General features: G+C 71.3%; 22 protein-coding genes and 1 other RNA gene. 9 read left to right on the forward strand and 14 right to left on the reverse strand.

Going from position 1 to position 23,700, the window contains the following annotated elements; genetic code table 11:
- Position 1: 1 nt before the first annotated feature.
- Entirely contained in the window at positions 2-1,063 is a 1,062-nt protein-coding gene (locus tag OQ02_RS29880; protein ID WP_033441964.1) for an aspartate-semialdehyde dehydrogenase, read from the reverse strand.
- A complete protein-coding gene (locus OQ02_RS29885) occupies positions 1,060-2,325 on the reverse strand; it encodes an aspartate kinase (RefSeq protein ID WP_033441965.1) in 1,266 nt (421 codons plus the stop codon). The genes OQ02_RS29880 and OQ02_RS29885 overlap by 4 nt, the downstream gene beginning before the upstream one ends.
- 100 nt (positions 2,326-2,425) lie before the next feature.
- Between OQ02_RS29885 and OQ02_RS29890 the strand changes: the two genes are divergently transcribed.
- Positions 2,426-3,625, forward strand: a complete 1,200-nt coding sequence (locus tag OQ02_RS29890) for a hypothetical protein (protein WP_231500291.1) — start codon at positions 2,426-2,428, stop codon at positions 3,623-3,625.
- Positions 3,625-4,218 (forward strand): nitroreductase family protein, encoded by a 594-nt coding sequence (locus tag OQ02_RS29895; protein WP_033441967.1) that lies wholly within the window; start codon positions 3,625-3,627, stop codon positions 4,216-4,218. The genes OQ02_RS29890 and OQ02_RS29895 overlap by 1 nt, the downstream gene beginning before the upstream one ends.
- Before the next feature lie 161 nt (positions 4,219-4,379).
- Here the strand turns inward: OQ02_RS29895 and OQ02_RS29900 are convergent, their stop codons facing one another.
- The gene (locus OQ02_RS29900; protein WP_051772950.1) at positions 4,380-4,679 is read right to left on the reverse strand and encodes a hypothetical protein; all 300 of its coding nucleotides are present in this window, start codon (positions 4,677-4,679) and stop codon (positions 4,380-4,382) included.
- Positions 4,680-4,905: 226 nt separating this feature from the next.
- Between OQ02_RS29900 and leuA the strand changes: the two genes are divergently transcribed.
- Positions 4,906-6,696 carry a 2-isopropylmalate synthase gene (gene leuA, locus OQ02_RS29905; RefSeq protein ID WP_051772951.1) on the forward strand — a complete coding sequence of 597 codons (1,791 nt, stop codon included), beginning with the start codon at positions 4,906-4,908 and terminating at the stop codon, positions 6,694-6,696.
- Between the two features lie 143 nt (positions 6,697-6,839).
- On the forward strand, positions 6,840-7,400 hold the full coding sequence (locus tag OQ02_RS29910) for a DedA family protein (RefSeq protein WP_033441969.1): 561 nt from the start codon (positions 6,840-6,842) through the stop codon (positions 7,398-7,400).
- Here OQ02_RS29910 and OQ02_RS29915 read toward each other — a convergent pair.
- Complete coding sequence (locus tag OQ02_RS29915; protein WP_033441970.1) at positions 7,364-7,984, reverse strand: TetR/AcrR family transcriptional regulator; 621 nt, start codon at positions 7,982-7,984, stop codon at positions 7,364-7,366. The two genes, OQ02_RS29910 and OQ02_RS29915, sit on opposite strands and share 37 nt — an antisense overlap.
- Positions 7,985-8,061: 77 nt before the next feature.
- Between OQ02_RS29915 and OQ02_RS29920 the strand changes: the two genes are divergently transcribed.
- Both OQ02_RS29920 and OQ02_RS29925 read left to right on the forward strand, forming a co-directional pair.
- The gene (locus OQ02_RS29920) at positions 8,062-8,625 is read left to right on the forward strand and encodes a TIGR03086 family metal-binding protein (RefSeq protein ID WP_033441971.1); all 564 of its coding nucleotides are present in this window, start codon (positions 8,062-8,064) and stop codon (positions 8,623-8,625) included.
- A gap of 123 nt (positions 8,626-8,748) precedes the next feature.
- Complete coding sequence (locus OQ02_RS29925; protein ID WP_033441999.1) at positions 8,749-9,456, forward strand: SDR family oxidoreductase; 708 nt, start codon at positions 8,749-8,751, stop codon at positions 9,454-9,456.
- Between the two features lie 48 nt (positions 9,457-9,504).
- Here OQ02_RS29925 and OQ02_RS29930 read toward each other — a convergent pair whose 3' ends face one another.
- Genes OQ02_RS29930 through OQ02_RS29950 form a run of 5 tightly spaced genes read right to left on the reverse strand, consistent with a single transcriptional unit; the run spans position 9,505 to position 15,314 of the window.
- Positions 9,505-10,596, reverse strand: coding sequence for an ABC transporter ATP-binding protein (locus OQ02_RS29930; RefSeq protein WP_033442000.1), 1,092 nt, complete (start codon positions 10,594-10,596; stop codon positions 9,505-9,507).
- A 56-nt stretch (positions 10,597-10,652) separates the two neighbouring features.
- On the reverse strand, positions 10,653-11,648 hold the full coding sequence (locus tag OQ02_RS29935; RefSeq protein ID WP_033441972.1) for an ABC transporter ATP-binding protein: 996 nt from the start codon (positions 11,646-11,648) through the stop codon (positions 10,653-10,655).
- 3 nt (positions 11,649-11,651) lie between these two features.
- On the reverse strand, positions 11,652-12,584 hold the full coding sequence (locus OQ02_RS29940; RefSeq protein ID WP_033441973.1) for an ABC transporter permease: 933 nt from the start codon (positions 12,582-12,584) through the stop codon (positions 11,652-11,654).
- A gap of 6 nt (positions 12,585-12,590) precedes the next feature.
- Positions 12,591-13,595, reverse strand: a complete 1,005-nt coding sequence (locus OQ02_RS29945) for an ABC transporter permease (protein WP_033441974.1) — start codon at positions 13,593-13,595, stop codon at positions 12,591-12,593.
- A 36-nt stretch (positions 13,596-13,631) separates the two neighbouring features.
- Positions 13,632-15,314: an ABC transporter substrate-binding protein gene (locus OQ02_RS29950; RefSeq protein WP_033441975.1), complete on the reverse strand. Its 1,683-nt coding sequence runs from the start codon at positions 15,312-15,314 to the stop codon at positions 13,632-13,634.
- 229 nt (positions 15,315-15,543) lie between these two features.
- Here OQ02_RS29950 and OQ02_RS29955 point away from each other — a divergent pair, with 229 nt between their 5' ends.
- Complete coding sequence (locus tag OQ02_RS29955; RefSeq protein WP_033441976.1) at positions 15,544-18,801, forward strand: AfsR/SARP family transcriptional regulator; 3,258 nt, start codon at positions 15,544-15,546, stop codon at positions 18,799-18,801.
- A 296-nt stretch (positions 18,802-19,097) separates the two neighbouring features.
- Here OQ02_RS29955 and OQ02_RS29960 read toward each other — a convergent pair whose 3' ends face one another.
- From OQ02_RS29960 to ffs, 5 genes are all read right to left on the reverse strand, one after another.
- Positions 19,098-19,583 (reverse strand): uridine kinase family protein, encoded by a 486-nt coding sequence (locus OQ02_RS29960; RefSeq protein ID WP_033441977.1) that lies wholly within the window; start codon positions 19,581-19,583, stop codon positions 19,098-19,100.
- Positions 19,580-20,173, reverse strand: coding sequence for a recombination mediator RecR (gene recR, locus OQ02_RS29965; protein ID WP_033441978.1), 594 nt, complete (start codon positions 20,171-20,173; stop codon positions 19,580-19,582). The genes OQ02_RS29960 and recR overlap by 4 nt, the downstream gene beginning before the upstream one ends.
- On the reverse strand, positions 20,173-20,499 hold the full coding sequence (locus OQ02_RS29970) for a YbaB/EbfC family nucleoid-associated protein (protein ID WP_231500292.1): 327 nt from the start codon (positions 20,497-20,499) through the stop codon (positions 20,173-20,175). The genes recR and OQ02_RS29970 overlap by 1 nt, the downstream gene beginning before the upstream one ends.
- An 86-nt stretch (positions 20,500-20,585) precedes the next feature.
- Positions 20,586-22,817: a DNA polymerase III subunit gamma and tau gene (locus tag OQ02_RS29975; protein WP_033441980.1), complete on the reverse strand. Its 2,232-nt coding sequence runs from the start codon at positions 22,815-22,817 to the stop codon at positions 20,586-20,588.
- 30 nt (positions 22,818-22,847) lie between these two features.
- Positions 22,848-22,944: signal recognition particle sRNA small type (gene ffs / locus OQ02_RS41995), an RNA gene on the reverse strand.
- Positions 22,945-23,042: 98 nt separating this feature from the next.
- Between ffs and OQ02_RS29980 the strand changes: the two genes are divergently transcribed.
- Together OQ02_RS29980 and OQ02_RS29985 are read left to right on the forward strand one after the other, a co-directional pair.
- Complete coding sequence (locus tag OQ02_RS29980) at positions 23,043-23,339, forward strand: hypothetical protein (protein WP_033441981.1); 297 nt, start codon at positions 23,043-23,045, stop codon at positions 23,337-23,339.
- A complete protein-coding gene (locus tag OQ02_RS29985; RefSeq protein WP_197043560.1) occupies positions 23,336-23,608 on the forward strand; it encodes a hypothetical protein in 273 nt (90 codons plus the stop codon). Before OQ02_RS29980 ends, OQ02_RS29985 begins: the two co-directional genes overlap by 4 nt.
- Positions 23,609-23,700 lie beyond the last annotated feature (92 nt).

Genomic DNA, 23,700 nt, shown 5'->3' on the forward strand with positions numbered 1-23,700 from the left:
CCTACAGGCGGGTCGCCAGCTCCTCGGCGATCTCGTAGGTGTTCAGCGCCGCGCCCTTGCGCAGGTTGTCACCGCACACGAAGAAGTCGAGCGTGTTCGGGAAGTCCAGCGCCTGGCGCACCCGGCCGACGTAGGTCGGGTCGCCGCCGACGACGTCCGCCGGCGTCGGGAACCTCTTGGCCGCCGGGTCGTCAACCAGCACCAGCGACGGCTGCTCCTCGAACAGCTTGTGCGCCTGCTCGACCGTCACCTCGCGGGCGAACGTCGCGTGCACCGCCAGCGAGTGCGTGGTCACCACGGGCACGCGCACGCACGTCGCGGACACCTTCAGCTCCGGGATGCCCAGGATCTTGCGGGACTCGTTGCGGACCTTCAGCTCCTCGCTGGTCCACCCGTCGTCCTTCAAGGACCCGGCCCACGGCACCACGTTCAGCGCCAACGGCGCGGGGAACGGCGAGTCGGACACCGGCAGACCGGCGGCCTCCAACACCTCCCGCACGTCGCCCGCGCGCACGCCCACGTTTTTGCCCGCCAACGCCGAGATCTCCGCGTACAGCCGGTCGATCGCCGCCTGCCCGCCGCCGGACGCCGCCTGGTAGGACGCCACGACCAGCTCGCGCAGCTCGAACTCCCGGTGCAGCGCACCGAGCGCGGCCATCATCGACAGCGTCGTGCAGTTCGGGTTGGCGATGATCCCCTTGGGCCGCGCGGAGATCTGGTCCGCGTTCACCTCCGGCACCACCAGCGGCACCTCGGGGTCCATCCGGAACGCGCCCGAGTTGTCCACGGCCACCGCACCGCGCGCGGCGGCGATCGGCGCCCACTCGGCCGACACCTCGTCCGGCACGTCGAACATCGCGACGTCCACGCCGTCGAACGCCTCGGGCGACAGGGCGATCACGGTCAGCTCTTCGCCGCGCACGGTGATCTTCTTGCCCGCCGAGCGCGCCGACGCGATCAGCCGGATCTCGCCCCACGGCACGGATTCCCGGCCGTTCATGATGTCGATCATGACGGTGCCCACGGCACCGGTAGCTCCCACAAGAGCCAGAACCGGACTCATCGCCCACTCCCCGCGTACACGACAGCCTCTTCGTCGCCGCCGAGCTCGAACGCGTCGTGCAGGGCCCGCACGGCGTCGTCCAGCTGCGTGTCGCGGCAGATGACGGAGATCCGGATCTCCGAGGTGGAGATGATCTCGATGTTGACGCCCGCCGACGCGAGCGCCTCGCAGAACTGCGCGGTCACACCGGGGTGCGAGCGCATGCCCGCGCCGACCAGCGACACCTTGCCCACGTGGTCGTCGTAGAGCACCTGGTCGAAGCCGATCTCACCGCGCGCCTTCTCCAACGCCGCCACGGCGCGCGGCCCGTCGTCCTTCGGCAGGGTGAACGTCACGTCGGTGCGGCCGGACACGGCCTGCGAGACGTTCTGCACGACCATGTCGATGTCGAGTTCCGCCTCGGCCACCACGCGGAAGATGCGCGCCGCCATGCCGGGCAGGTCGGGCACCGCGGTCACGGTCACCTTCGCCTCGGACCGGTCGTGCGCGACGCCGGTGATCATCGCCTGTTCCACGGTAAGGTCCTCCACTGACCCGGACACGATGGTCCCGGGCTTGTTGCTGAACGAAGATCGGACGTGCACCGGAACGCCGTACCGGCGGGCGTACTCGACGCAGCGCAGCATGAGCACCTTGGCCCCACACGCCGCCATTTCGAGCATCTCCTCGTAGGTGATGGTCGCCAGCCGCTTGGCGTTCGGCACGATGCGCGGGTCGGCGCTGAACACGCCGTCCACGTCGGTGTAGATCTCGCAGACGTCGGCCTTCAGCGCCGCCGCCAACGCCACCGCGGTGGTGTCGGTGCCGCCGCGACCGAGCGTGGTGATCTCCTTGCTGTCCTGGCTGACGCCCTGGAACCCCGCGACGATCGCGATGGCGCCCTCGGACAGCGCGTCCTGGATGCGGCTGGGCGTCACGTCGATGATGCGCGCCTTGCCGTGCACGGACGTGGTGATCACGCCGGCCTGCGAGCCGGTGTACGAGCGCGCCTCGGCGCCCAGCGAGCTGATCGCCATCGCCAGCAGCGACATGGAGATGCGCTCACCGGACGTGAGCAGCATGTCCATCTCGCGGGCGGGCGGCACCGGGGACACCTGGCGCGCCAGGTCGAGCAGCTCGTCGGTCGTGTCGCCCATCGCGGAGACCGCGACGACGACGTCGTTGCCCGCTTTCCGGGTCGCGACGATGCGCTCGGCCACCCGTTTGATCCGCTCGGCGCTCCCGACCGAGGAACCGCCGTACTTCTGGACGACGAGCGCCACAGACCCACTCCTCCCAGGTGCTTCGACCCCAGCTGAACGGCAGGGTACCTGGCCCAAGGAGTGGACAGCGGTCACCGTGACCCCCACTACTCTCAACCCCGTGCCCACCCTGGAGGCCCTTCGAGTGCACCCCGAGGACTCGCCGGACGCGCGTGGCCGGATCGCGCGCTTCGCCGGACACCGGGTGACGATCGCGCTCGCGCCCGCCGTCCTCTACCTGGTCGTGCGGGAGCTCGGGCTGCTCGTGCTCCAGCTGATGGCGGCCCGGTGGGACAAGGACGTCACCGCGGTGCTCACGTCGTGGGACGGGCAGTGGTTCCTGGGCATCGCCGAGGGCGGCTACGCGTCCGTCCCGGACGGGCTGGTGGACGCGTTCGGCCGGCGTTCGCCCGAGACGCCGCTCGCGTTCTTCCCCGGCTACCCGACGCTGGTGCGGTGGGTGGACGGGCTGCCGGGCGTGCCGACGATCGGCGCGGCGTTCACGGTGAGCCTGGTCAGCGGCGTGTTCTGCGCCTACGGGCTGGCCCGGCTCGGTTCGCGGGTGCTGGGCGGGTCGCGGCGGGCCGGGTGGGTGCTGGTCGTGCTGTTCGCGGCGTCGCCGATGGCCGTGGTGCTGTCGATGACGTACTCCGAGGCGACGTTCTGCGCACTCGCCGTGTGGTCGCTCGTGGGTGTGGTGGAGCGGCGCTGGGTGTCGGCCGGTGCGTGCTGCGCGGCGGCGGGGCTGGTGCGGCCCACGGCGGCGGCGCTGATCGTGGCGGTGTGCGCGGCGGCGGCCGTGGCGATCTGGCAGCGGCGGGACGACTGGCGGCCGTGGGTCGGCGGGCTACTCGCGCCGCTCGGGCTCGTCGGGTACCTCGGGTACGTCGCGCTGCGCACCGGCCGGTGGGACGGCTGGTTCGCCGTGCAGCAGAACGGGTGGGACTCGCGGTTCGACGGCGGTGCGGCGACGTGGAAGTTCGCGCTGCTCATCCTGGGTGAGCCCCGGTCGGTGCTGGAACTGGCCACGGTGTGGCTGCTGGTGGTGGCGCTGGCCCTGGTGGTGCTGAGCTTCCGGCGCGGGCTGGAGTGGCCGCTGATCGTCTACGGCGTGGGGGTGCTGGCGATGGACCTCGGGTCGAACGGGCTGATGAACTCGAAGGCGCGGCTGCTGCTGCCCGCGTTCACGCTGCTCGTGCCGGTGGCGGCGGCGCTGGCGCGGCGGCGGACGAGCACGGTGGCGGCGGTGCTGGTGGGGGTGTCGGTGTTCAGCGCGTGGTTCGGCGCGTACGCCATCACGGCTTGGCAGTTCGCGATCTGATGGACGTCAACCCGTTGATCGCGAAGCGCTGGAGCCCGCGGGCGTTCGACGGCGCCGCGGAGGTGTCGTCGTCGACCATGCGCGTGCTGCTGGAGGCGGCCCGGTGGGCGGCGTCGCACGGCAACACGCAGCCCGCCCGGTTCCTGATCGGCTACCGCGGGGATGACACGTTCGAGGGAATCTTCGCGGCGCTGCGGCCCGGTAACCAGACGTGGGCGGGGCGGGCGTCGGTGCTGCTGGTGGGCGCGGTGGCCGAGTCCGACGAGCGGGGGCCGATGCCGAACACCGAGTTCGGGCTGGGGCTGGCCGTGCAGAACCTGGTGCTGCAGGCGGTGGAGCTCGGCCTGGTCACGCACCAGATCGGCGGGTTCTCGCCGGACGCGGTGCGCGCGGCGTTCGGCGTGCCGGACCACGTGCGGCCGGTGGTCGTGATCGCGGTCGGCGTGCTCGGCGACGACGCCGACCTGCCCGAGGACCTGCGGGCGCGGGAGCATCGGCCACGAGTGCGCAAACCGCTCGCCGACACCGTCTTCGCAGGCCACTGGGGCCACCCCGCCTACCCACCCCGTGAGTCCAACCCCCAGAACCCGTGAGTCGTACCTTCGCGTCACCCGTGTCCTACGTTCGGAACCCCCGAATTCAACGCTCAGGAGCGCAGCCGCTGTTCTGAGCGTTGAACTCAGGGGTTCCGAACGTAGGACTCACGGGGTCGGAAGGTAGGACTCACGCGTTCTGAACGTAGGACTCGCGGGGGTCAGCGGGCTACGGCGCGGGCCAGGAGGCCCGTGACGACCAACCAGAAGACGGCGGCCAGGCCGTAGTTGACGATCAGGTCGAGGTTCGCGTTGCCCAGCTGGAAGAGGCCGGGGAAGAACAACGCCAGCGGCACTGCGAGTTGCTGGATGAACAGGAAGAACGCGTTGGCCGGATTCGCCCCGAAGAGGATCATGAGGATGTAGAGCACCTCGATGAGCGCGAACACGGCACCCACACCGCGGATCACTCGGGCAGCGGTGTAGCTACCGCTGGCCGTCGAAGTTCGCCATCTGGACATGTCAAGAAGGTGCCCGCCCCACGATCGAGTGAAACTCGACCGGGTGAAGTTCCACCATCTGGGCGCGCTGTTCCACCTCGTCCCGAAAACCGGTTAACCTGTGCCGCATGGCACGTGCGCTCCTGCTTCGCCGCCGTGACGGGGTCTGATCAGACCGGCCCCCCGTCGCGGGATCGAGCGTTGCCGCCGGTCGTCTGACAACCCCGGCAGCAGGAGCACCCCGATCATGAGCACGAGCCCCGACGCGTACGCCTCCGGCACGAGCCGCATCCGGCCCCCGGCCCGTCCCGTCCCCGACCAGCCCTCGTGGAACCCGCAGCGCGGCACGTCCATGCCGGTCCACCGCTACCGGCCGTTCCACGAGCAGGTGGAAACCGTCGACGTACCGGACCGCACGTGGCCCGCCAAGCGGATCACCAAGGCGCCGCTGTGGTGCGCCGTCGACCTGCGTGACGGCAACCAGGCCCTGATCGACCCCATGTCGCCCGCGCGCAAGCGCAAGATGTTCGACCTGCTCGTGCGGATGGGCTACAAGGAGATCGAGGTCGGGTTCCCGGCCGCGTCGCAGACCGACTTCGACTTCGTCCGCGAGATCATCGAGGACGGCGCGATCCCGCCGGACGTCACGATCCAGGTGCTGACCCAGTGCCGGCCCGAGCTGATCAGCCGGACGTTCGAGTCGCTGCGCGGCGCGGGCAAGGCGATCGTGCACTTCTACAACTCGACGTCGATCCTCCAGCGCCGCGTCGTGTTCAAGGCCGACCGCGAGGGCATCAAGAAGATCGCCACGGACGCCGCCGCGTTCGCGCTGGAGCAGGAGCGGGACTACCCGGAGACCGAGTTCCGGTACGAGTACTCGCCCGAGTCGTACACCGGGACCGAGCTGTCGTACGCGTTGGAGGTCTGCGACGCGGTGTCGGCGATCATCCGGCCCACGCCCGACAAGCCGCTGATCATCAACCTGCCGGCGACGGTCGAGATGGCCACGCCGAACGTCTACGCGGACTCGATCGAGTGGATGTCGCGCAACCTGGCGCGGCGTGAGTCGATCATCCTGTCGCTGCACCCGCACAACGACCGCGGCACCGGCGTGGCGGCGGCCGAGCTGGGCTACCTGGCCGGCGCGGACCGGATCGAGGGGTGCCTGTTCGGCAACGGCGAGCGCACCGGCAACGTGTGCCTGGTGACGCTGGGCATGAACATGTTCAGCCAGGGCGTCGACCCGCAGATCGACTTCTCGGACATCGACGAGGTCCGCCGGACGGTCGAGTACTGCAACCAGCTGCCGGTGGCCGAGCGCCACCCGTACGGCGGCGACCTGGTGTTCACCGCGTTCTCCGGCTCGCACCAGGACGCGATCAAGAAGGGCTTCGAGGCCCTGGAGGACGCCGCGAAGGCCGCCGGGCAGCACGTGGACGAGTTCCCGTGGGAGGTCCCGTACCTGCCGATCGACCCGAAGGACGTCGGCCGCAACTACGAGGCCGTGATCCGGGTGAACTCGCAGTCCGGCAAGGGCGGCGTGGCGTACCTGATGAAGACCGAGCACCACCTGGACCTGCCGCGCCGGTTGCAGGTCGAGTTCTCCCGGGTCATCCAGGAGGTCACGGACACGCAGGGCGGCGAGATCGGCCCCAAGGACATGTGGGACTCGTTCTCCCAGGAGTACCTGGACGGCACCGTGCCGCTGAAGCTGCTGCGCCACAAGGTCTCCGGCGACGGCAGCGGCCACGAGAAGATCAAGGCCGTGGTCGTGGTCGACGGGGAGACGCAGGAGATCACCGGCGGCGGCAACGGTCCCATCGCGGCTTTCGTGGACGCCCTGGCGACCGTCGGGTACGACGTGCGCGTGCTGGACTACTTCGAGCACGCCATGTCGTCCGGTGACGACGCCCGCGCGGCGGCGTACCTGGAGTGCGCCGTGTCCGACCGGGTCCTGTGGGGCGTCGGCATCGACAGCTCCACCGTCGCCGCGTCGCTGCGCGCCCTGGTCTCCGCGGTCAACCGCGCCAACCGGTAGGGCCTGGCGGTGGTCGCCTCGCAGGTTCGCGGCAGCGGGGCGACCACGTCGTCGGCGCGGAAACCGGAGGGTGTCGATCGGCAGGATGCTGAAGACACCGACAGGGTGGAGACGATCGGCGGCCACGTATCGTTTCGCCGATCATGACCGCGCTCGTCGTGCTGTTCTTCGTCGCCGTGGTGCCGTTGGCGCCGACGGAGGCCGTGCTGATCGGTTGTGGCGTGCTCGCCGCGTCCGGTGACCTGCCGCTGCCCGCGGTGATCCTGGTGGCCACGATCGGCTGCACGCTGTCGGACCTGGTCAACTTCGGCGTCGGGCGCACCGCCGGGATGCGGGCGCTGACGAGGCTCGGCCGGCGTCCCGGGCCGCGTGCCGTGGTGGACTGGACGGCGGCCCGGCTGGCCACGCGCGGTGAGTCGATCCTGGTGGCGGTGCGGTTCGTGCCTGGTGGCGGTCTGGTCGGCGCGGTGCTGGCGGGTGCGTTGCGGTGGCCGTTGCGGCGGTTCGTGCCGACGGCGTTCGTCGGGTCCGGGCTGTGGAGCGCCTACACGGCCACGCTCGGGTACTTCGGCGGCCGGATCTTCAACGACCCGCTGGTGGCCATGGTGATCTCGTTCGGGGTCGCCACGCTGATCAGCGTGCCGATCGGGATGGCCGTGAAAGCGGCTCAGCGCCGGGTCGCGGACACCGCCGCGCCGGCCTGAGCGAGCCCGTTCCGCACGGCCACCCGGGCACGTGAGTAGGCGTGCGGGTCGTCGTGCAGCACGGACTGGGCGTTGGCCATCTCCAGGAACGCGATCAGCTCGAACGCCAGCTGGTCCGGGTCGGCCACCTCCGGGATGGCCGCGACGGTCTCGCGCACGTAGTCGCTCCACTGCCGCCCGTACCCGGCGATGGCGTCGCGCACCCGACCGTGCCGGGCGTCGAACTCGGCCTGCACGGCGTAGAAGAAGCACCCGCCCGGGAACGTCCGGTTCTCCGAGTACGCCAACCAGCCGTCCAGCAGCCGCTCCAGCCGCGCCAGCCCCGGCGGCAGCACGAGCGCGGGCTCGACGACCTGCGCCACGAAGATCGCCGCCGCCGCGCGCACGGTCGCCAGTTGCAGCTCCTCCTTGGACCCGAAGTGCGCGAACACGCCGCTCTTGCTGACCTCCAGCTCGGTGGCCAGCCGCCCGATCGACAGACCTTCCAGGCCCTCGACCGACGCGATCTCCGCGGCCCGCCGCAGGATCAGCCGGCGCGTCTGCTCGCCGCGCTCCACCCGTCCGTCAACCTTCACACCACCCACGCTATCTCCCCCGCCCTCTTGACCACCTGCAAACTAATTGTACGATCGTTCGTACAACTTGAGGGGTGGATGAACGCATGGATCTCCTGGACCTGAACCGCTCGGCGCTCGACCTGAACCTGAAGCTGGTGGCCGACCTGGAGGAGCCGCACCTGGACCTGCCGACACCGTGCGCGGGCTGGACCGTCTACGAACTGCTGCGCCACCAGGTCGAGGGCACGCTGGCGTTCGCCGCCGGCGTCCGCGGCACGGCCGTCGAGGCACCGGCGAGCGACGACCTGGTCATCGCCTACCGGGTGGCGGCCGACGCGGCCACCGAGGCGTTCGGCGCCGACGGCGCGCTGGAGCGTGAGGCCGAGTTCCCCGGCTACGGCCTGCGCAAGGGCAAGACGCTGGTCGCCGGGCACTTCGTGGACACGCTCGTGCACGTCTGGGACCTCTGCCGCGCGCTCGGCGTCGACAGCACGCTCGACGAGGAGCTCGCCACGGCCGCCTACCGGATGGCGCGGCACTATCCGACGACCCCGGACGTCCGAGGGCCGGGAGCCGCGTTCGCGCTGCCGGTCGACGTGCCGGAGGACGCGCCGATCACGGACCGGCTGGTCGGCCTGCTCGGCCGCTCGCCCGCCTGGTCCGCGTAACCCGATCACCGCGTCGGGGGTGTCTCGACGAAGGGGGAGGCACCCCCGGCGCGGACGGCCACGTCACCCGACCCCGGGCCGGCTAGGTTGGAGATCACCGACACCGTCCTGGGGGAAACACACATGAAGATCGCCAACTCGGTCGCGCTGGTCACCGGGGCCAACCGGGGTATCGGCAGGCACTTCGCGCGGCAGCTGCTGGACCGGGGCGCGGCGAAGGTCTACGCGACCGCGCGCAACCCCGACCTGGTCGACCTGCCGGGCGTCGAGGTGCTGCGGCTGGACGTCACCGACCCGGCCACCGTCTCGGCCGCCGCCACCGCCGCCGCGGACGTCACCCTGCTGGTCAACAACGCGGGCGTGATCACCGGCCAGAACCTCGTCACCGGCGACCCGGCCGCGATCAGGCTCGAGATGGACACCCACTTCTACGGCACGCTCGACGTGATCCGCGCGTTCGCGCCCGTGCTCGCCGCGAACGGCGGAGGGGCGATCCTGAACGTGCTGTCGTCGCTGTCGTGGGTGGCCTACGACGGCGCCACCGCCTACTGCGCGGCCAAAGCGGCGCAGTGGAGCCTGACCAACGGCATCCGGGTGGAACTCGCGGCCCAGGGCACGCTCGTCACCGGCCTGCTCATGGGTCCGACGGACACCGACATGACGGCGGGCGTCGACCTGCCGAAGAACGACCCCGCCGACGTGGTCCGCGCCGCCCTGGACGGCATCGAGGCGGACCGGATCGAGGTGCTGGCGGACCAGGTCGTGGTCGACCTCAAAGCCGCCCTCTCGGCCGACCTCGGCACCCTGTACCCGCAGGTGGTCGGGATCTGACCGCCCGGTCCGGGGACGCACCGCGAGGAGCGCCCCCGGACCGCGGGGTCACGGGTTCATCGCCTCCGTCACGGAAGCCGGACCGACCAGCGGGACGTCCGGCGAGATGCCGTCCTCCTCCACCAGCACGGCCTCGACCGCGTGCGGCTGGATCCTGTTCGCGCGGATGTCCTCCGCCCAGTGGCACGCGACCTTGTGACCGGGCAGCACCTCGCGCATCTCCGGCCGCTCGGTGTCGCACCGGGTCTCCTGCTTCCACGGGCAGCGGGTGTGGAAGCGGCAACCCTTGGGCGGGTTCGCCGGCGACGGCAGGTCGCCGGTGAGCAGGATCCGCTCCCGCCGGTCCTCGACCAGCGGGTCGGGCACGGGGATCGCGGACAGCAACGCCTTGGTGTACGGGTGCAGCGGCTCGGCGTAGAGGTCGTCCGACGTCGCCTCCTCCACCAGACCGCCCAGGTACATCACGCCGACCCGGTCGGAGATGTGCCGCACCACAGCCAGGTCGTGCGCGATCACCAGGTAGGTCAGGCCGAACTCCTCCTGCAGGTCCTCCAGCAGGTTGACGACCTGCGCCTGCACCGACACGTCCAGCGCGGACACCGGCTCGTCGGCGATGATCAGGTCCGGCTCGACCGCCAGCGCCCGCGCGATGCCGATGCGCTGCCGCTGACCGCCCGAGAACTCGTGCGGGTACTTGCGCAGCGACGTGTTCGGCAGCCCGACCGCCGACAGCAGCGAGCGCAGGCGCTTGCCGGTCTCCTCGCGGCCCTTGTCCAGGTCGTGCGCCCGCAGGCCCTCGACCAGGATCGACTCCACCGACTGCCGGGGGTCCAGGGACGACATGGGGTCCTGGAACACCATCTGCATCCGGCGGCGCATCCGGCGCAGCCCCTCGCCCTTGAGCGAGGAGAGGTCCGTGCCGTCGAACACGACCCGCCCGGCCGTCGGCTCGCTCAGCCGCAGCACCGCCCGCCCGAGGGTGGACTTGCCGCAGCCGGACTCGCCGACCAGGCCGTACGTCTCGCCGCGCCGGACCGCCAGGTCGACGCCGTCCACCGCGTAGACGTGACCGACCGTGCGGTCGAGGATCACGCCGCGCTTGATCGGGAAGTGGACCTTGATGCCCTCGACGGACACCAGGGTGTCATTCGTGGCACCCGACCCGGGGGTCTCCGGCTCGTGGTTCACCGCGGTGCTCACACCGACACCTCCTCGGACACCGGCGGCTGCACCGGGTTGTGGCAGCGCAGCAACCGGCCGGCGCCGATGTCCTCCTGCTCGGGCGTCACCTGCACGCACACGTCCAGCTTGTTCGGGCACCGGGGCGCGAACGCGCACCCCTCCGCCCACGGGATGTTGTCCGCCACCGAACCCCGGATCGGGTTCAGCTTCTCCCCGCGCGGCGCGTCCAGCCGCGGGATCGACGCCAGCAGGCCGTGCGTGTACGGGTGGCGCGGCGCGGCGAACAGGTCGTGCCGGTGCGCCTTCTCCACCACGCGCCCGCCGTAGAGCACGTTCACCTCGTCGCACAGGCCGGCGACCACGCCCAGGTCGTGCGTGATCATGACCAGCGCGGTGCCGAGGTCGCGCACCAGTTCCTTCAGCAACGCCAGGATCTGCGCCTGGATCGTCACGTCCAGCGCCGTCGTCGGCTCGTCCGCGATCAGCAGCCGGGGCCGGCACGCCAACGCGATCGCGATCAGCGCGCGCTGCCGCATGCCGCCGGACAGCTGGTGCGGGTACTCGGTGAGCCGCCGGGTCGGGTCGGGGATGCCGACCTTGTCCAGCAGCTCGGCCGCCTCCAGCATCGCCTTCTTGCGCGGCATGCCCTGGTGCCGCTCCAGCACCTCGGTGACCTGCACCCCGATCGGGATGACCGGGTTCAGCGAGGACAGCGGGTCCTGGAACACCATGCCCAGGTCACGGCCGCGCCGGTCGCGCATCTCGCGGTCCGAGAGCGACAGCAGGTTCACGCCTTCGTACTGCACCGAACCGGACACGCGGGCGCCGCGCCGGGGCAGCAACCCCATGATCGCCAACGACGTCACGGACTTGCCGCACCCGGACTCGCCGACCAGGCCGACGGTCTGGCCCGGCTCCACGTCGAAGCTCACGTGGTCGACGGCGGTGAAGGGCTTCTCCCCCTTGCGCTCGAAAACCACGGTGAGGTCACGTACTTCGAGGAGTGGCACGACTCACCGCCTGCTCTTGGGGTCGAGGGCTTCGCGCAGCGTCTCACCCATCAGCGTGAAGCCGAGGGCGACGACGATGATGCAGCCCGCCGGCCAGAAGGCCAGCTGCGGGTGCGTGTCGAAGACGTTCTGCACGTCGCCGAGCATCTGCCCCCACTCCGGGATCCGGTCGTCGGGGTTGCCCAGGCCGAGGAACGACAGCGCCGCCGCGTCGATGATGGCCGTGGCCAGCACCAGCGTGGACTGCACGATCACCGGGCCGAGCGAGTTGGGCAGCATGTGCCGGAACACGATGGCGCCCGGCTTCACGCCCAGCGCGGTCGCGGCCAGCACGTGGTCGCTGGACCGCTGCGCCAGCATCGAGCCGCGCAGCAGCCGCGCGAACACCGGGATCTGCACCACCGCCACCGCGACGATCACGGTGTACTGGTTGGGCCGGGCGAACATCGCGCTGATGCTGAACGCCAGCAGCAGGCTGGGCAGCGACAGCATGACGTCGACGAGGCGCATGACCACCGAGTCGACCCAGCCGCCGAGCGCGCCCGCGAGCGTGCCGAGCGTCAACCCGCCGGCCAGCCCGATCAGCGTCGCCAGCACGCCGACGATCAGCGTCTGCTGCGAGCCGATGAGCAGCCGGGAGAAGAAGTCGCGGCCCTGCAGGTCGCCACCGAGCGGGTGGCCGTCCTGCACCGCCGGGATCTGGTTGCGCGCCTTGATGACCTGGTCGATCAGCATCGGGTCGGACGGGTCGTGCGGCGCCAGCCACGGTGACAGCAGCGACACCAGCACGAACAGGCCGATGATGACGGCGCCGGTGAGGAACACCGGGCTGCGGCGCAGCGTCCGCCACGCGCTCGCGGCGAGGCTCACGCCCGCGTCGGAGCCGGCCTCGGCCAGCTTGTCGATCCGGTCCTTCTTGCGAGTCGGAGTGACCATCGCGGCCTACCTCGTCCTGATCCGCGGGTCGATGAGCGCGTACGAGAGGTCCACCAGCAGGTTGACCACCACGTACACGATCGTGGCCATGATGATCAGCAGCAGCAGCACCGGGTAGTCGCGTCTCTCGAACCCGATGGCCAGCGCCTGGCCGACCCCCGCGAACGAGAACACTTTCTCGGTGAGCACCGCGCCCGCCAGCAGCGCGCCGGTCTGGAGGCCGATGGTCGTGACGACCGGCAGCATCGCGTTGCGCAGCACGTGCCTGCGGCGGATGGTCGGCGCGGTCAGGCCCTTGGACTCGGCGGTGCGGACGAAGTCCTCGTCGAGCACGTCGAGCACGGCCGCCCGGGTGATCCGGAAGACCACCGCGAACGGGATGGTGGCCAGCGCGATCGCGGGCAGGATCAGGTGCTCCAGCGCGTTCAGCGCCGCGTCCCACTCCTGGGTGATCACACCGTCGAGGACGAAGAACCCGGTGACCCGGGTCGCGTCGATCGCGTCCTGGCGGCCTTCCGTCGGCAGGCCGAGGGCGGACGACAGCACGTCCTTGAGGACGTAGGCCAGGAAGAACACCGGCACGGCCACGCCGAGCAGCGAGCCGCCGACGCTGATGTTGTCGAACCAGCCGCCGCGGCGCTTGGCGGCCATGTACCCCAGCGGGATGCCGACGGCGATGGCGATGACGATCGCCAGGAAGCTCAGTTCGAGGGTCGCCGGGAAGCGCTGGAGGAAGATGTCGAGGGCCGCGTCACCGGGCTGCACGCCCGTCGACACGCCGAAGTCGCCCGACAGGGCGCGCCCGAGGAACTTGAAGTACTGGACGAAGATCGGCTGGTCCAAGCCGAGCTGTTTGGTGAGGGCTTCCCGCGACTCGGGCGTGGAGCGCTCCCCCAGGAGGGCCGAAACCGGTCCTCCCGGGAGAGCGCGGAGCCACGCGAAGAGCAGCAGGGACAGCACCAGCACCACGCCGACCAGCTGGATGAGCCGTCGGATCGTGTAGCGGAGCATTGAGCTACCCCGTGGTCTCTATCGGAGTTGTGCAGCTCAGCCCTTGCTGGCCGAACCGAACCTCTCGTCGGTCAGCGGGCTGGGCACGACACCCTTGATCTCCGACTTGAGCACCAGCGCCGGCGGCGAGTGCGACACCGGGACCGCGGGCAGGTACTCCTCCATGATCTTCTTGTTCAGCTCTTCGTACATGCCGCGGCGCTTGTCCTCGTCGGGCTCGGCGCTCGCCTTGCCCAGCTCGGCGGCCAGGGTCGCGCCCCACGGCGACGCGCCGGTGTTGAACCGGTTGTCGGCGCGGCCGAAGAACGTGCCGATCCAGTTGTGCGCGGTGCCGTTGTCGCCGGTCCAGCCCAGCATGAACAGGTCCGGGATGCCCTGGTCGACGTCGGTCAGGTAGCCGCCGTTCCACGGCTTGCTGGAGATCTCCAGCTTGATGCCGGCCTTCTCCAGGTCACCGGCGATGGCGGCCTGGATGTCCTTCGGGCTCGGCATGTACGGCCGGGTGACCTCGGTCGGCCAGAAGAACTTCAGCGTCAGGTCGGACGCGCCGGCCTCGGCGAGCAGCGCCTTGGCCTTCTCGGGGTCGTAGCCGACCGCCTTGACGTCCTTGTTGAAGCCGTCGACCGTGCTCGGCATGAACTGGGTCGCCACGGACGCGCCCTCGGGCAGCTGCGACTTGACCAGCTGCTCGCGGTTGATCGCGTGCATCAGCGCCTGCCGGACCCGGAGGTCCTGGAGCTTCGGGTTGTTCTTCTGGTTGATGCCCAGGTAGAGGACGTTGAACGCCGGGCGGACCGCGACGTTGAAGCCCTTCTCCTTCAGGCCGGGCCAGTCGGCCGCGTTCGGCAGGTCGTAGCCGTCGATGTCGCCGGCCTCCAGCGCCTGCTTGCGCGCCGTCTCGTCCGGGATGATCCGGAAGACGATCTTGTCGAGCTTCGCCTTGGTGCCGTGGTAGGCGTCGTTGCGGACCAGCTCGACGACGTTGTTCGCCTTGTCGAACTTGCCGAACTTGAACGGTCCGGTACCGGTCGGGTGCTCGTTGGCGTAAGCCGGGTAGGTGAAGCTGTCACCGGCGGCGACCACGTTGTCCGCGTCGTACTTCTTCAGCGCGTCCGGGCTGGAGATGGAGAACGACGTGAAGCCGAGGACGGACGGGAACTGCGACGTCGCCTCGTTCAGCTCGACGACCGCGGTCTTGGTGTCCTTGGCCGTGCACGACTTGTAGAGCGACGGCTTGTCGGGGGTGTCCGCGAAGCCGCCGAAGTTGTCCAGCCAGTACTGCGAAACGGCGTCGGACTGGCCGGCGCCCTTCTGGTTGTACCAGCGGTTGAAGTTGAAGCACACCGCTTCGGCGTTGAAGTCCGAGTCGTCGTGGAATTTCACATTCTCCTTGAGTGTGAACGTCCACGTCTTGCCGTCTTCGGAGGAGTCCCACTTCGTCGCCAGGGCGGGCTCCACCTCGGCGGTTCCGGGCTTGAAGCCGACCAGACCCTCGTACATCTGGCGGGAGACGCGGAAGGTCTCGCCGTCCGTGGCGTAGAACGGGTCGAACAGCTTGGGAGCACCAGCCGCACCGAAGGTGAGCGTGCCACCGACCTGGCCGGCCCCCGGGTCGTCCGTCCGCGCGGATTCAGCGCAGGCGGACAGTGCGAGCGCAGCGACGCCGGTCAGGCCGATCGCGGCCGTCCAACGGCGCCGGGCCGTTCGGGAATGAACCATCAAACACCCCTAGGGAAATCCGGGATCTCACGGTGTGGTCACGGACCCTAACCGGTCACCACAACCCTTCCGACGTAACACAGGTCACGATCCGGCCACGTGAATGAGCATTCTCATACGTCCGGCTCACCTTCGCTGACCCAACGTGACCACCGCCGATCGGGCAAACGCGCTCCTACGCTGTACAACGGACAACAGAAACTGCACGTGCGCGGACGGGAGGTCGCCGGTGAGCCCTGTGGTCGAGTTCCGCGTCCTCGGCCCGCTGCAAGTGCTTGTCAACGGTGAACAGATCATGGTGCGAGCGGGCCGGCAGCGGTCGCTGCTCGTGTCCTTGCTCATGCGCGCCGGCGCCGGCGTGTCGGTCGACGAGCTGGCGGAGCACATCTGGGGCGCCGAGCCGCCCGCTCGGACGCGCGGCACGCTGCAGACCTACGTGATGAGACTTCGGCAGGTGCTCGGGCCGGGCGTGTCGATCCGGACCGTGCCCGACGGCTACCTGATCGACGTGGACGAGCGCACGATCGACGTGATGCGGTTCGAGCAGCTGGTCGAGGAGGGCGAGCGGGAGCGGGCCGCGGGCCGGCTGGAGTCCGCGTCGGCGATCTTCACCGCGGCGCTGGCGCTGTGGCGGGGTCCGGCGATGGTGGACGTGCCGTCGGACGTGCTGCACCGCGACGAGGTGCCCCGGCTCGGTGAACGGCGGCTCCACGTGGAGGAGCGCCGCGTCGAGGTCGACCTGGAGCTGGGCCGGCACGCCGAGCTGATCCCCGAGCTGTCCCGCCTGACCAGCGAACACCCCCTGCGGGAACGGCTGTGGTCGCAGCTGATGATCGCGCTGTACCGGTCCGGGCGGCAGGCCGACGCGCTCGCCGCGTACCGGCGGGTCGGCGGGCTGCTGGCCGAGCAGCTGGGCATCGACCCGGGTGACGAGCTGCGGCGGGTGCACCAGCAGGTGCTCGGCGGCGCGCAGTCGCTCGACGCGGGTCAGGGCGCGGCGTCCGGCCGGCGGGACCGGGTGGTGCCGTCGCAGCTGCCCGCCGACATCGGTGACTTCGTCGGCCGCGAGCAGGCCGTCCAGCTGATCGAGGCACTGCTGCGGACGGCCCAGGGCGTGCCGGTGGTGACGCTGGCCGGGCCGCCGGGCGTGGGCAAGACGGCGTTGGCGGTGCACGCGGCGCACAAGCTGCGGCACTACTTCCCGGACGGGCAGCTGTACGCGAACCTGCGCGGGTACGCGCAGGGGCCGCCGTTGAGCGCGGTGGACGTGCTGCCGCGGTTCCTGCGGGCGCAGGGCGTGCCGCCGGAGTCCGTGCCGCTGGACCAGGACGAGCAGGAGGCGATGTTCCGGTCGCGGCTGACCGACCAGCACGTGCTGCTGGTGCTGGACAACGCGGCCAACGCCGAGCAGATCCGGCCGCTGCTGCCCGGCTCGCCGGGGTGCGCCGTGCTGGTGACCAGCCGGGACACGCTGCGCGGGCTGGCCGTGAGCCACGCCGCGTCGAACGTGCGGCTGGACGTGCTGGACCGGTCCGAGACGCGGGCGCTGCTGGCCGGGATGCTCGGCGACGACGTGGTGGCGGCGCAGTCGGAGGCGGCCGACGAGCTGGCCGAGCTGTGCGCGCACCTGCCGCTGGCGCTGCGGATCGCGGCGGCGAACCTGCTGTCCCGGCCGGAGATCACCATCGCGTCGTACGTGGACGAGCTGCGGGCGGGCAACCGGCTGGCCGCGTTGGCCGTGGAGGGTGACGAGCGCGCCGCGGTGCACGCGGCGTTCGACCTGTCGTACACGGCGTTGAAGCCGGAACTGGCGACGTTGTTCCGGCTGCTGTCGCTGGCGCCGGGCGACATCACGCCGGACGTCGCGGCGGCGTTGGGCGGCCTGACCACGCAGGACGCGCGGCGCCGGCTCGACCGGCTGGCCACGGCGAACCTGGTGGACAACCACGCGCCCGGCCGCTACCAGTTCCACGACCTGCTGCGGGACTACGCGGCCGAACGGCGGCAGTTCGAGGACGACCCGGCGGAGAGCGCCCAGGCCGCGCGGCGGCTGCTGGACTGGTCCATCCGGTCGGTGGACAACGCCACGGACGCGTTCAAGAGCACCCTGCTGAGGCTGCCGCGCACGGACGTCGTGCCGGGTGTGACGCCGCGCCTGTTCTCCACGTCGGCGGAGGCGCTGGCCTGGCTGGACGCCGAGCGGGGCAACCTGGTGGGGCTCGTCGTGCACGCCGCCGACCGCCGGCCCGACCGGGACGTGTGGCAGCTGGCCGACGCTTTGCGGCGGTACTTCTACACGATCGGGTTGCCGGTGGAGTGGCTGGCGACGGCGAAGGCCGGGCTCGCGGTGGCGCAGGACGCCCAGGACGCGGTCGGCGAGGTGGCGATGCTGTCGTCGCTGGGCACGCTGTACTGGGCGATCGGGCAGCACCGGGTGGCCGTCGACTACTTCCGCCGGGCCATCCCGATCCAGCAGCGCACCGGCGCCGCGCCCGCGGTCGAGGCGGCCGTGCTGGCGAACCTCGGCGCGGTGTACATCGACGTCGGCGAGTTGGAGCAGGCGGCGGACCACCTGGAACGCGCCCTGGTGATCACCCGGTCGATCGGGGCGCTCCAGCAGGAGGGCATCGCCCAGCTCAACCTCGGCGGCGTGTACATGCAGCTGGGGCAGCTGGACCGGGCGGTGTCGTCGTTCGAGGGCGCGCTGGACGTCGGCAACCGGCTCGGCGCGTGGATGACGCAGGCCGACAGCCACCGGGCGCTGGCCGAGGCGCACCTGTTCCTGGGGCAGCCCGAGCGGGCCGCGCAGCTCTACGAGCGGTGCGGCGAGCTGTACGAACGGGCCGGCGCGCGGCGGTTCGCCCACTTCTCGCACGAGGGCCTGGCGCTGGCGTACGTGATGCGCGGCAAGTGGGCCGACGCCGCGCGGGAAGCCGGGCGGGCGGTGGCGATCGCGGAGGAGCTGGGCAACCTGAAGGGGTTGTGCGACGCGAAGAACGCGCTGGGTGAGGCGCTGTGCGGGTTGGGACGGCTGGACGAGGCGGTGGAGCGGACCACCAAGGCGTTGCGGATCGCGGAGGAGACCGGCTACCCGTTGGGGATCTGCGCGGCGCGGCGGAGCCTGGCGCTGACGCACCGGGCGGCAGGGCGGCTGGACGAGGCGCGGTACTCGGCCACCCAGGCGCTGGACAGCGCGGTGCGCTACCGGCTGCGGATCGCCGAGGTGGACGTGATGACGGTGCTCGGGCGGATCAGGCTCGACCAGGGCGACGTGTCCCAGGCCCTCGACCTCGCGCTGCGGTGCCTCGAGCTGAGCCGGGCCACCGGGCAGCGGTTCGTGCAGGCGAGGGCCGCCCACCTGGCGGGTGACGCCCTGGCGGTGTCCGGGAGCCACGTCGAGGCGGGCACGCACTGGCGGACGGCGCTGGAGTGGTACACCGCCGTCGGGTCACCGGAGGCGGACGTTGTGCGGGCGGCGCTCGGCTGACTCGGGAAACTCGGGTGGCCGAGCCTGCCTTGGCGGCCGAGCCGACACAGCCGCCCGAGCCGACCCGCGTGATCGGGCCTGCACAGGCGATCGCGCCTGCACAGGCGGTCGCGCCTGCACAGGTGACCGAGTCGGCCCAGCGCTCGAACCGACCACGTGATCGGGCCGACTCGGGTGGCCGAGCCTGCCTTGGCGGTCGCGCCGGCACAGGTGACCGAGCCGACCCACGTGATCGGGCCGACCCACGTGATCGGGCCGACCCACGTGATCGGGCCGACCCACGTGATCGGGCCGGCTCAGGTGATCGTGACGATCCGGTCGGCGCGGGCCTTCGTGCCGTCCACCGCGAACCAGCCGCGTTCGAACGCCTGCCAGCGCCTGAGGTGCTCCCGGCTCGCTTCACCGTCCCGCGCGACGGCGCGGCGCAAGCGTTCCTCCGGGTCCGGCAGCTCCACCCAGATCGCCTCGTCCAGGCGTGGTGCGATCGAACGGCGGGCCGCCGAGACGCCCTCGACGACCAGCACCTCCGACACCGGCACGGTCACGTGCTCGCCCAACTTCGGCAGGCCGCCGGTCCAGTCCAACCGCCGGTAGCGGGCCTCCCGGCGGCACCACAGCGGTTCGAGGACTTCACCGAGCAGGCGCGGCCACCACGCCACCGGGTCGGTCCACGTGGCGAAGTGGTCCGTCGGCACGAGGGCCGCGCCCAGCTCCTCGGCGAGGCGCGCCGCGTAGGTCGACTTGCCCGAACCCGACGGCCCGTCGACCGCGATCAGCCTCACATGCTGCGCCGGCCGGACAACGCCCGGCCGAGGGTCAGCTCGTCGGCGAACTCCAGGTCGCCGCCCATCGGCAGGCCCGACGCGAGCCTGGTGACGGTGAGGCCCGGGAAGTCCCGCAGCATCCGCACCAGGTACGTCGCGGTCGCCTCGCCCTCGGTGTTCGGGTCCGTGGCGATGATGATCTCGTTGACGTCCGTGCCGATCCGGGTCAGCAGCTGCCTGATCCGCAGCTGGTCCGGCCCGACACCGGACAACGGGTCGAGCGCGCCGCCCAGGACGTGGTAGCGGCCCTTGAACTCCCGGGTCCGCTCCACCGCGAGCACGTCCTTCGGCTCCTCCACCACGCAGATCAGGGTCAGGTCACGGCGCGGGTCGCGACAGATGCGGCAGGTCGCCTCGGCCGAGACGTTGCCGCACACGTCGCAGAACACCACGCCGTCCTTCACCTTCTGCAACGCGTCCTGGAGCCGGCCGATGTCGGCCGGCTCCGCAGCGAGCAGGTGGAAGGCGATGCGCTGCGCGCTCTTCGGACCGACGCCCGGCAACCGGCCGAGTTCGTCGATCAAGTCCTGGACTGGCCCTTCGTACATCAGCCGAACAGCTTCCCGAGACCACCGAGGTCGTCCATCCCGCCCATGCCGCCGGCCAGCGGGCCCATCTTCTCGGCGGCCAGCTCCTGGGCGGCGCGGTTCGCGTCGCGCACGGCCGCGACGATGAGGTCGGACAGCGTCTCGACGTCGTCCGGGTCGACCGCCTTCGGGTCGATGTCGAGGCTCTTGAGCTCGCCGCCACCGGTCACCACGGCGGTGACCAGCCCGCCACCGGCGGTGCCGGTGACCTCGGCCTCGGCCAGCTCCTGCTGCGCAGTGGCCAGCTGCTGCTGCATCTTCTGCGCCTGCTGGAGGATTTGCTGCATGTTGGGCCCACCGGGTTGCACCGCGGGTTCCTCTCTTCGGGGTATGCCGCCGTTCGCCAGCGTAGTCGCGACCGCGGTCGGATCGATCAGCCCTTCAACGGGCGGGCACCCAGCTCCTCGGCCAGCAGCTTGAGCACCACGGCCTCCGGGTCGAGCCGCTGGCCGTCGTCCTCACCGGGGCGGGCGGCCTCGGCCAGCATCTCCTCCTCGTCCACCGGCTCCGGCGGGAGGGGGTCGTCGGGCTCGGGCGGCTCGGGCGGCGGCGGCACGTCGTCCACCGGGTTCGACCGGCCTGACGGCGCCTGGCGGGACGGCTCCGACTGCCGGGCCTGTGCCTGCGACTGCGCGTTCTGGCTCGGCCTGGTCGGTGCCGGTCGCTGCGGCTTCTGCGCCGCCTGGCGCGCGGGGGCGGCGCTCGCGTCGCCGTGGACGCACCGCACCTGCCACGTGCCGCCGAGGACCTGCGAGAACGCCGCCGCGATGGCATCGGCGTTGCGCGCCTCGGCGAGCCGGCGGGCCAGCGGCGCGGAGGTGTGGGCGAGGGTGACCGTGTTGCCGTCGACGTCGGCGACGGTGGCGTTGGTGAGCATCGCCTCGGTGCTCCGGCTGCTGCCGCGGACCACGCCCAGCAGCTCCGACCAGCGCCGCCGCACCTCGGCCGCGTCGACACCGCCCGCGGACGGCGCCGAGGGCACCACCGGGGGCGCGGACGCCGCCGGCACTTCGGCGGCGGGCACGGCGGGTTCCGCCCGTGGCTCGACCGGCGCGGAGACCGACCGGTCCGCAGCGGCCGGGTGAGGCGTCGGGGCCGACCGGTCTGCCACGTCGTGCTGGGGCGTCGGGGCCGACCGGTCTGCCGCGTCGTGTTGAGGCGCCGGAACCGACCGGTCCGCGGCGGCAGGGTGAGCCGTGGGGACCGACCGGTCCACCGCGGCGGGCTGAGGCGTGGACACGGATCGCAGCACCGGCGGCGGGGGCGGCGGACCGACCGGTGCCGCGGGCCGCTCGGGGGACGCCGCAGGCCGTTCCACGGGCGCCGGACCGCTGCTCGCGGCAGGCGGGACGTCGGCGTTCGGCGCGGGGCGCTGCGAGGGCCGCTGGAACCTGGTCTCGACCGGGCCGCCGCCCGACGTGTCGCCCGCCACCGCGCCCCCGGCCGGCGGACCGTGGCGTTCCAGCTGCTCGACGCGCTGCAACAGGCCGGACTCGACATCGCCGACCGACGGCAGGAGCATCCGCGAGGACACGAGTTCGAGGAGCAGCCGGGGTGCGGTCGAGCCGCGCATCTCCGTCAACCCCTGGTGCAGGATTTCCGCCCACCGGGTGACGGTGCCCGGCCTGGTCGCCTCGCGCTGGGCCGCCATCTTGGCCAGCTCGTCGTCCGGCGCGGACACCAGCCCGCGCTCGGCCGCGTCCGGCACGGCGTGCAGCAGCACCAGGTCGCGCAGCCGGTCGAGCAGGTCGGAGGCGAACCGGCGCGGGTCGTGCCCGGCCTCGACCAGCCGGTCGATGGTGCCGAACACGGCCGAGCCGTCACCCGCCGCCAGGCCGTCCACCACGTCGTTGATCAGCGCCACGTCCGTCACGCCGAGCAGCGCGATCGCCCGGTCGTACCGGACGCCTTCCGGGCCCGCGCCGGACAGCAGCTGGTCCATCACCGACTGGGTGTCCCGCGCCGACCCACCGCCCGCGCGGATGACCAGCGGGAACACCGACGGGTCGACCGTCACGCCCTCGTCCGCGCAGTTGCGCTCCAGCAGCGCCCGCATCGCGCTCGGCGGGATCAGCCGGAACGGGTAGTGGTGCGTGCGCGAGCGGATGGTGGGCAGCACCTTGTCCGGCTCGGTGGTGGCGAAGATGAAGATCAGGTGCTCGGGCGGCTCTTCCACGATCTTCAGCAGGGCGTTGAAGCCCTGCGTGGTGACCATGTGCGCCTCGTCGATGATGAACACCCGGTAGCGCGCCTCGGCGGGCGAGTAGAACGCCTTGTCCCGCAGCTCGCGGGCGTCGTCCACACCGCCGTGGCTGGCCGCGTCGAGCTCGACCACGTCCACGCTGCCGGGGCCGTTGGGCGCCAGGCCGACGCACGAGTTGCACTCGCCGCACGGGTCGGGAGTCGGGCCCTTCGCGCAGTTCAGCGAGCGCGCGAGGATGCGGGCGCTGGACGTCTTGCCGCAGCCGCGCGGCCCGGAGAACAGGTAGGCGTGGTTGATCCGACCGGCGCCCAAGGCGGTGCGCAGCGGATCGGTGACGTGCTCCTGGCCGACCACCTCGCCGAAGGTGGCCGGACGGTACTTGCGATAGAGGGCGAGCGCCACGTCGGGGACCTTACCGGGAGGGTCCGACAAAGAAAGGGGACCCCGTGCACCCACCAGAGCCCGCTTATCCTTGCTGCCTTCCGGCCCTGGGGAGGTTCGCGAGATGTGTGCCGCACGAGGTCCGGTTCAAGTGTAGCCGGTCGCCCTTCCGGCCCTGTCCACCCCCACACCCCGCACGGGAAACTTTCACCGGTTAGTGGCACTACCCGGTGAAGGAGGAACCAGATGAGGGCTCTCGTCCTCGCGTGCACCGCCCTGCTGCTCGGAGCCACCACCGCGGCGGCCGAACCGGTCCCGCCCCGGCACGCCATCGTGGTCTGCCAGACGGCGAGCTTCTACGGCAACTACAACCACTCGGTCGGCCCGGTCGAGTTCAAGCGGACCCTGGTGTACGGCAACAAGATCGGCCACACACCCGGCGCCCACCCCGTCTACAACGGCTGGGCGGCGAGCATGGACTACGGCCCGAACGACTGGGGTTACCTCCGGCTCGAGTGCATCGGGGGCTACGACTCGTGGTGAGAGCAGCAGCGGCACTGGCCGCCGCGGTCGCCCTCGTGGCCACCGCGACCCCCGCGCACGCCGCCAACGGCACCATCGGCCAACGCGAGACCGTGTGCGCCGACGACCTCTACGTCCGCACCGCCCCCAACGACGGCCCGTGGATGGGCACCCTCTACCGCGGCCAGACGTTCCTGGTGAAGGGCCCGAAGTCCGGCAGCTACATCTACGGCTTCGCCTACGGGCACATCAACGCGAACGGCTGGGTGGCCGACGGCTGGTTCTGCTAGATGAGTAAGTCCAAGGGCTCGTTAGTGGTCGTAGGCGGTCAGTGATCGCTTGACGGGCTGGTCGGTGTGGTCGTTGTGCCAGATGGCGGCGG

It is taken from the genome of Saccharothrix sp. NRRL B-16314, from assembly GCF_000716595.1.
Lineage (GTDB): Bacteria > Actinomycetota > Actinomycetes > Mycobacteriales > Pseudonocardiaceae > Actinosynnema.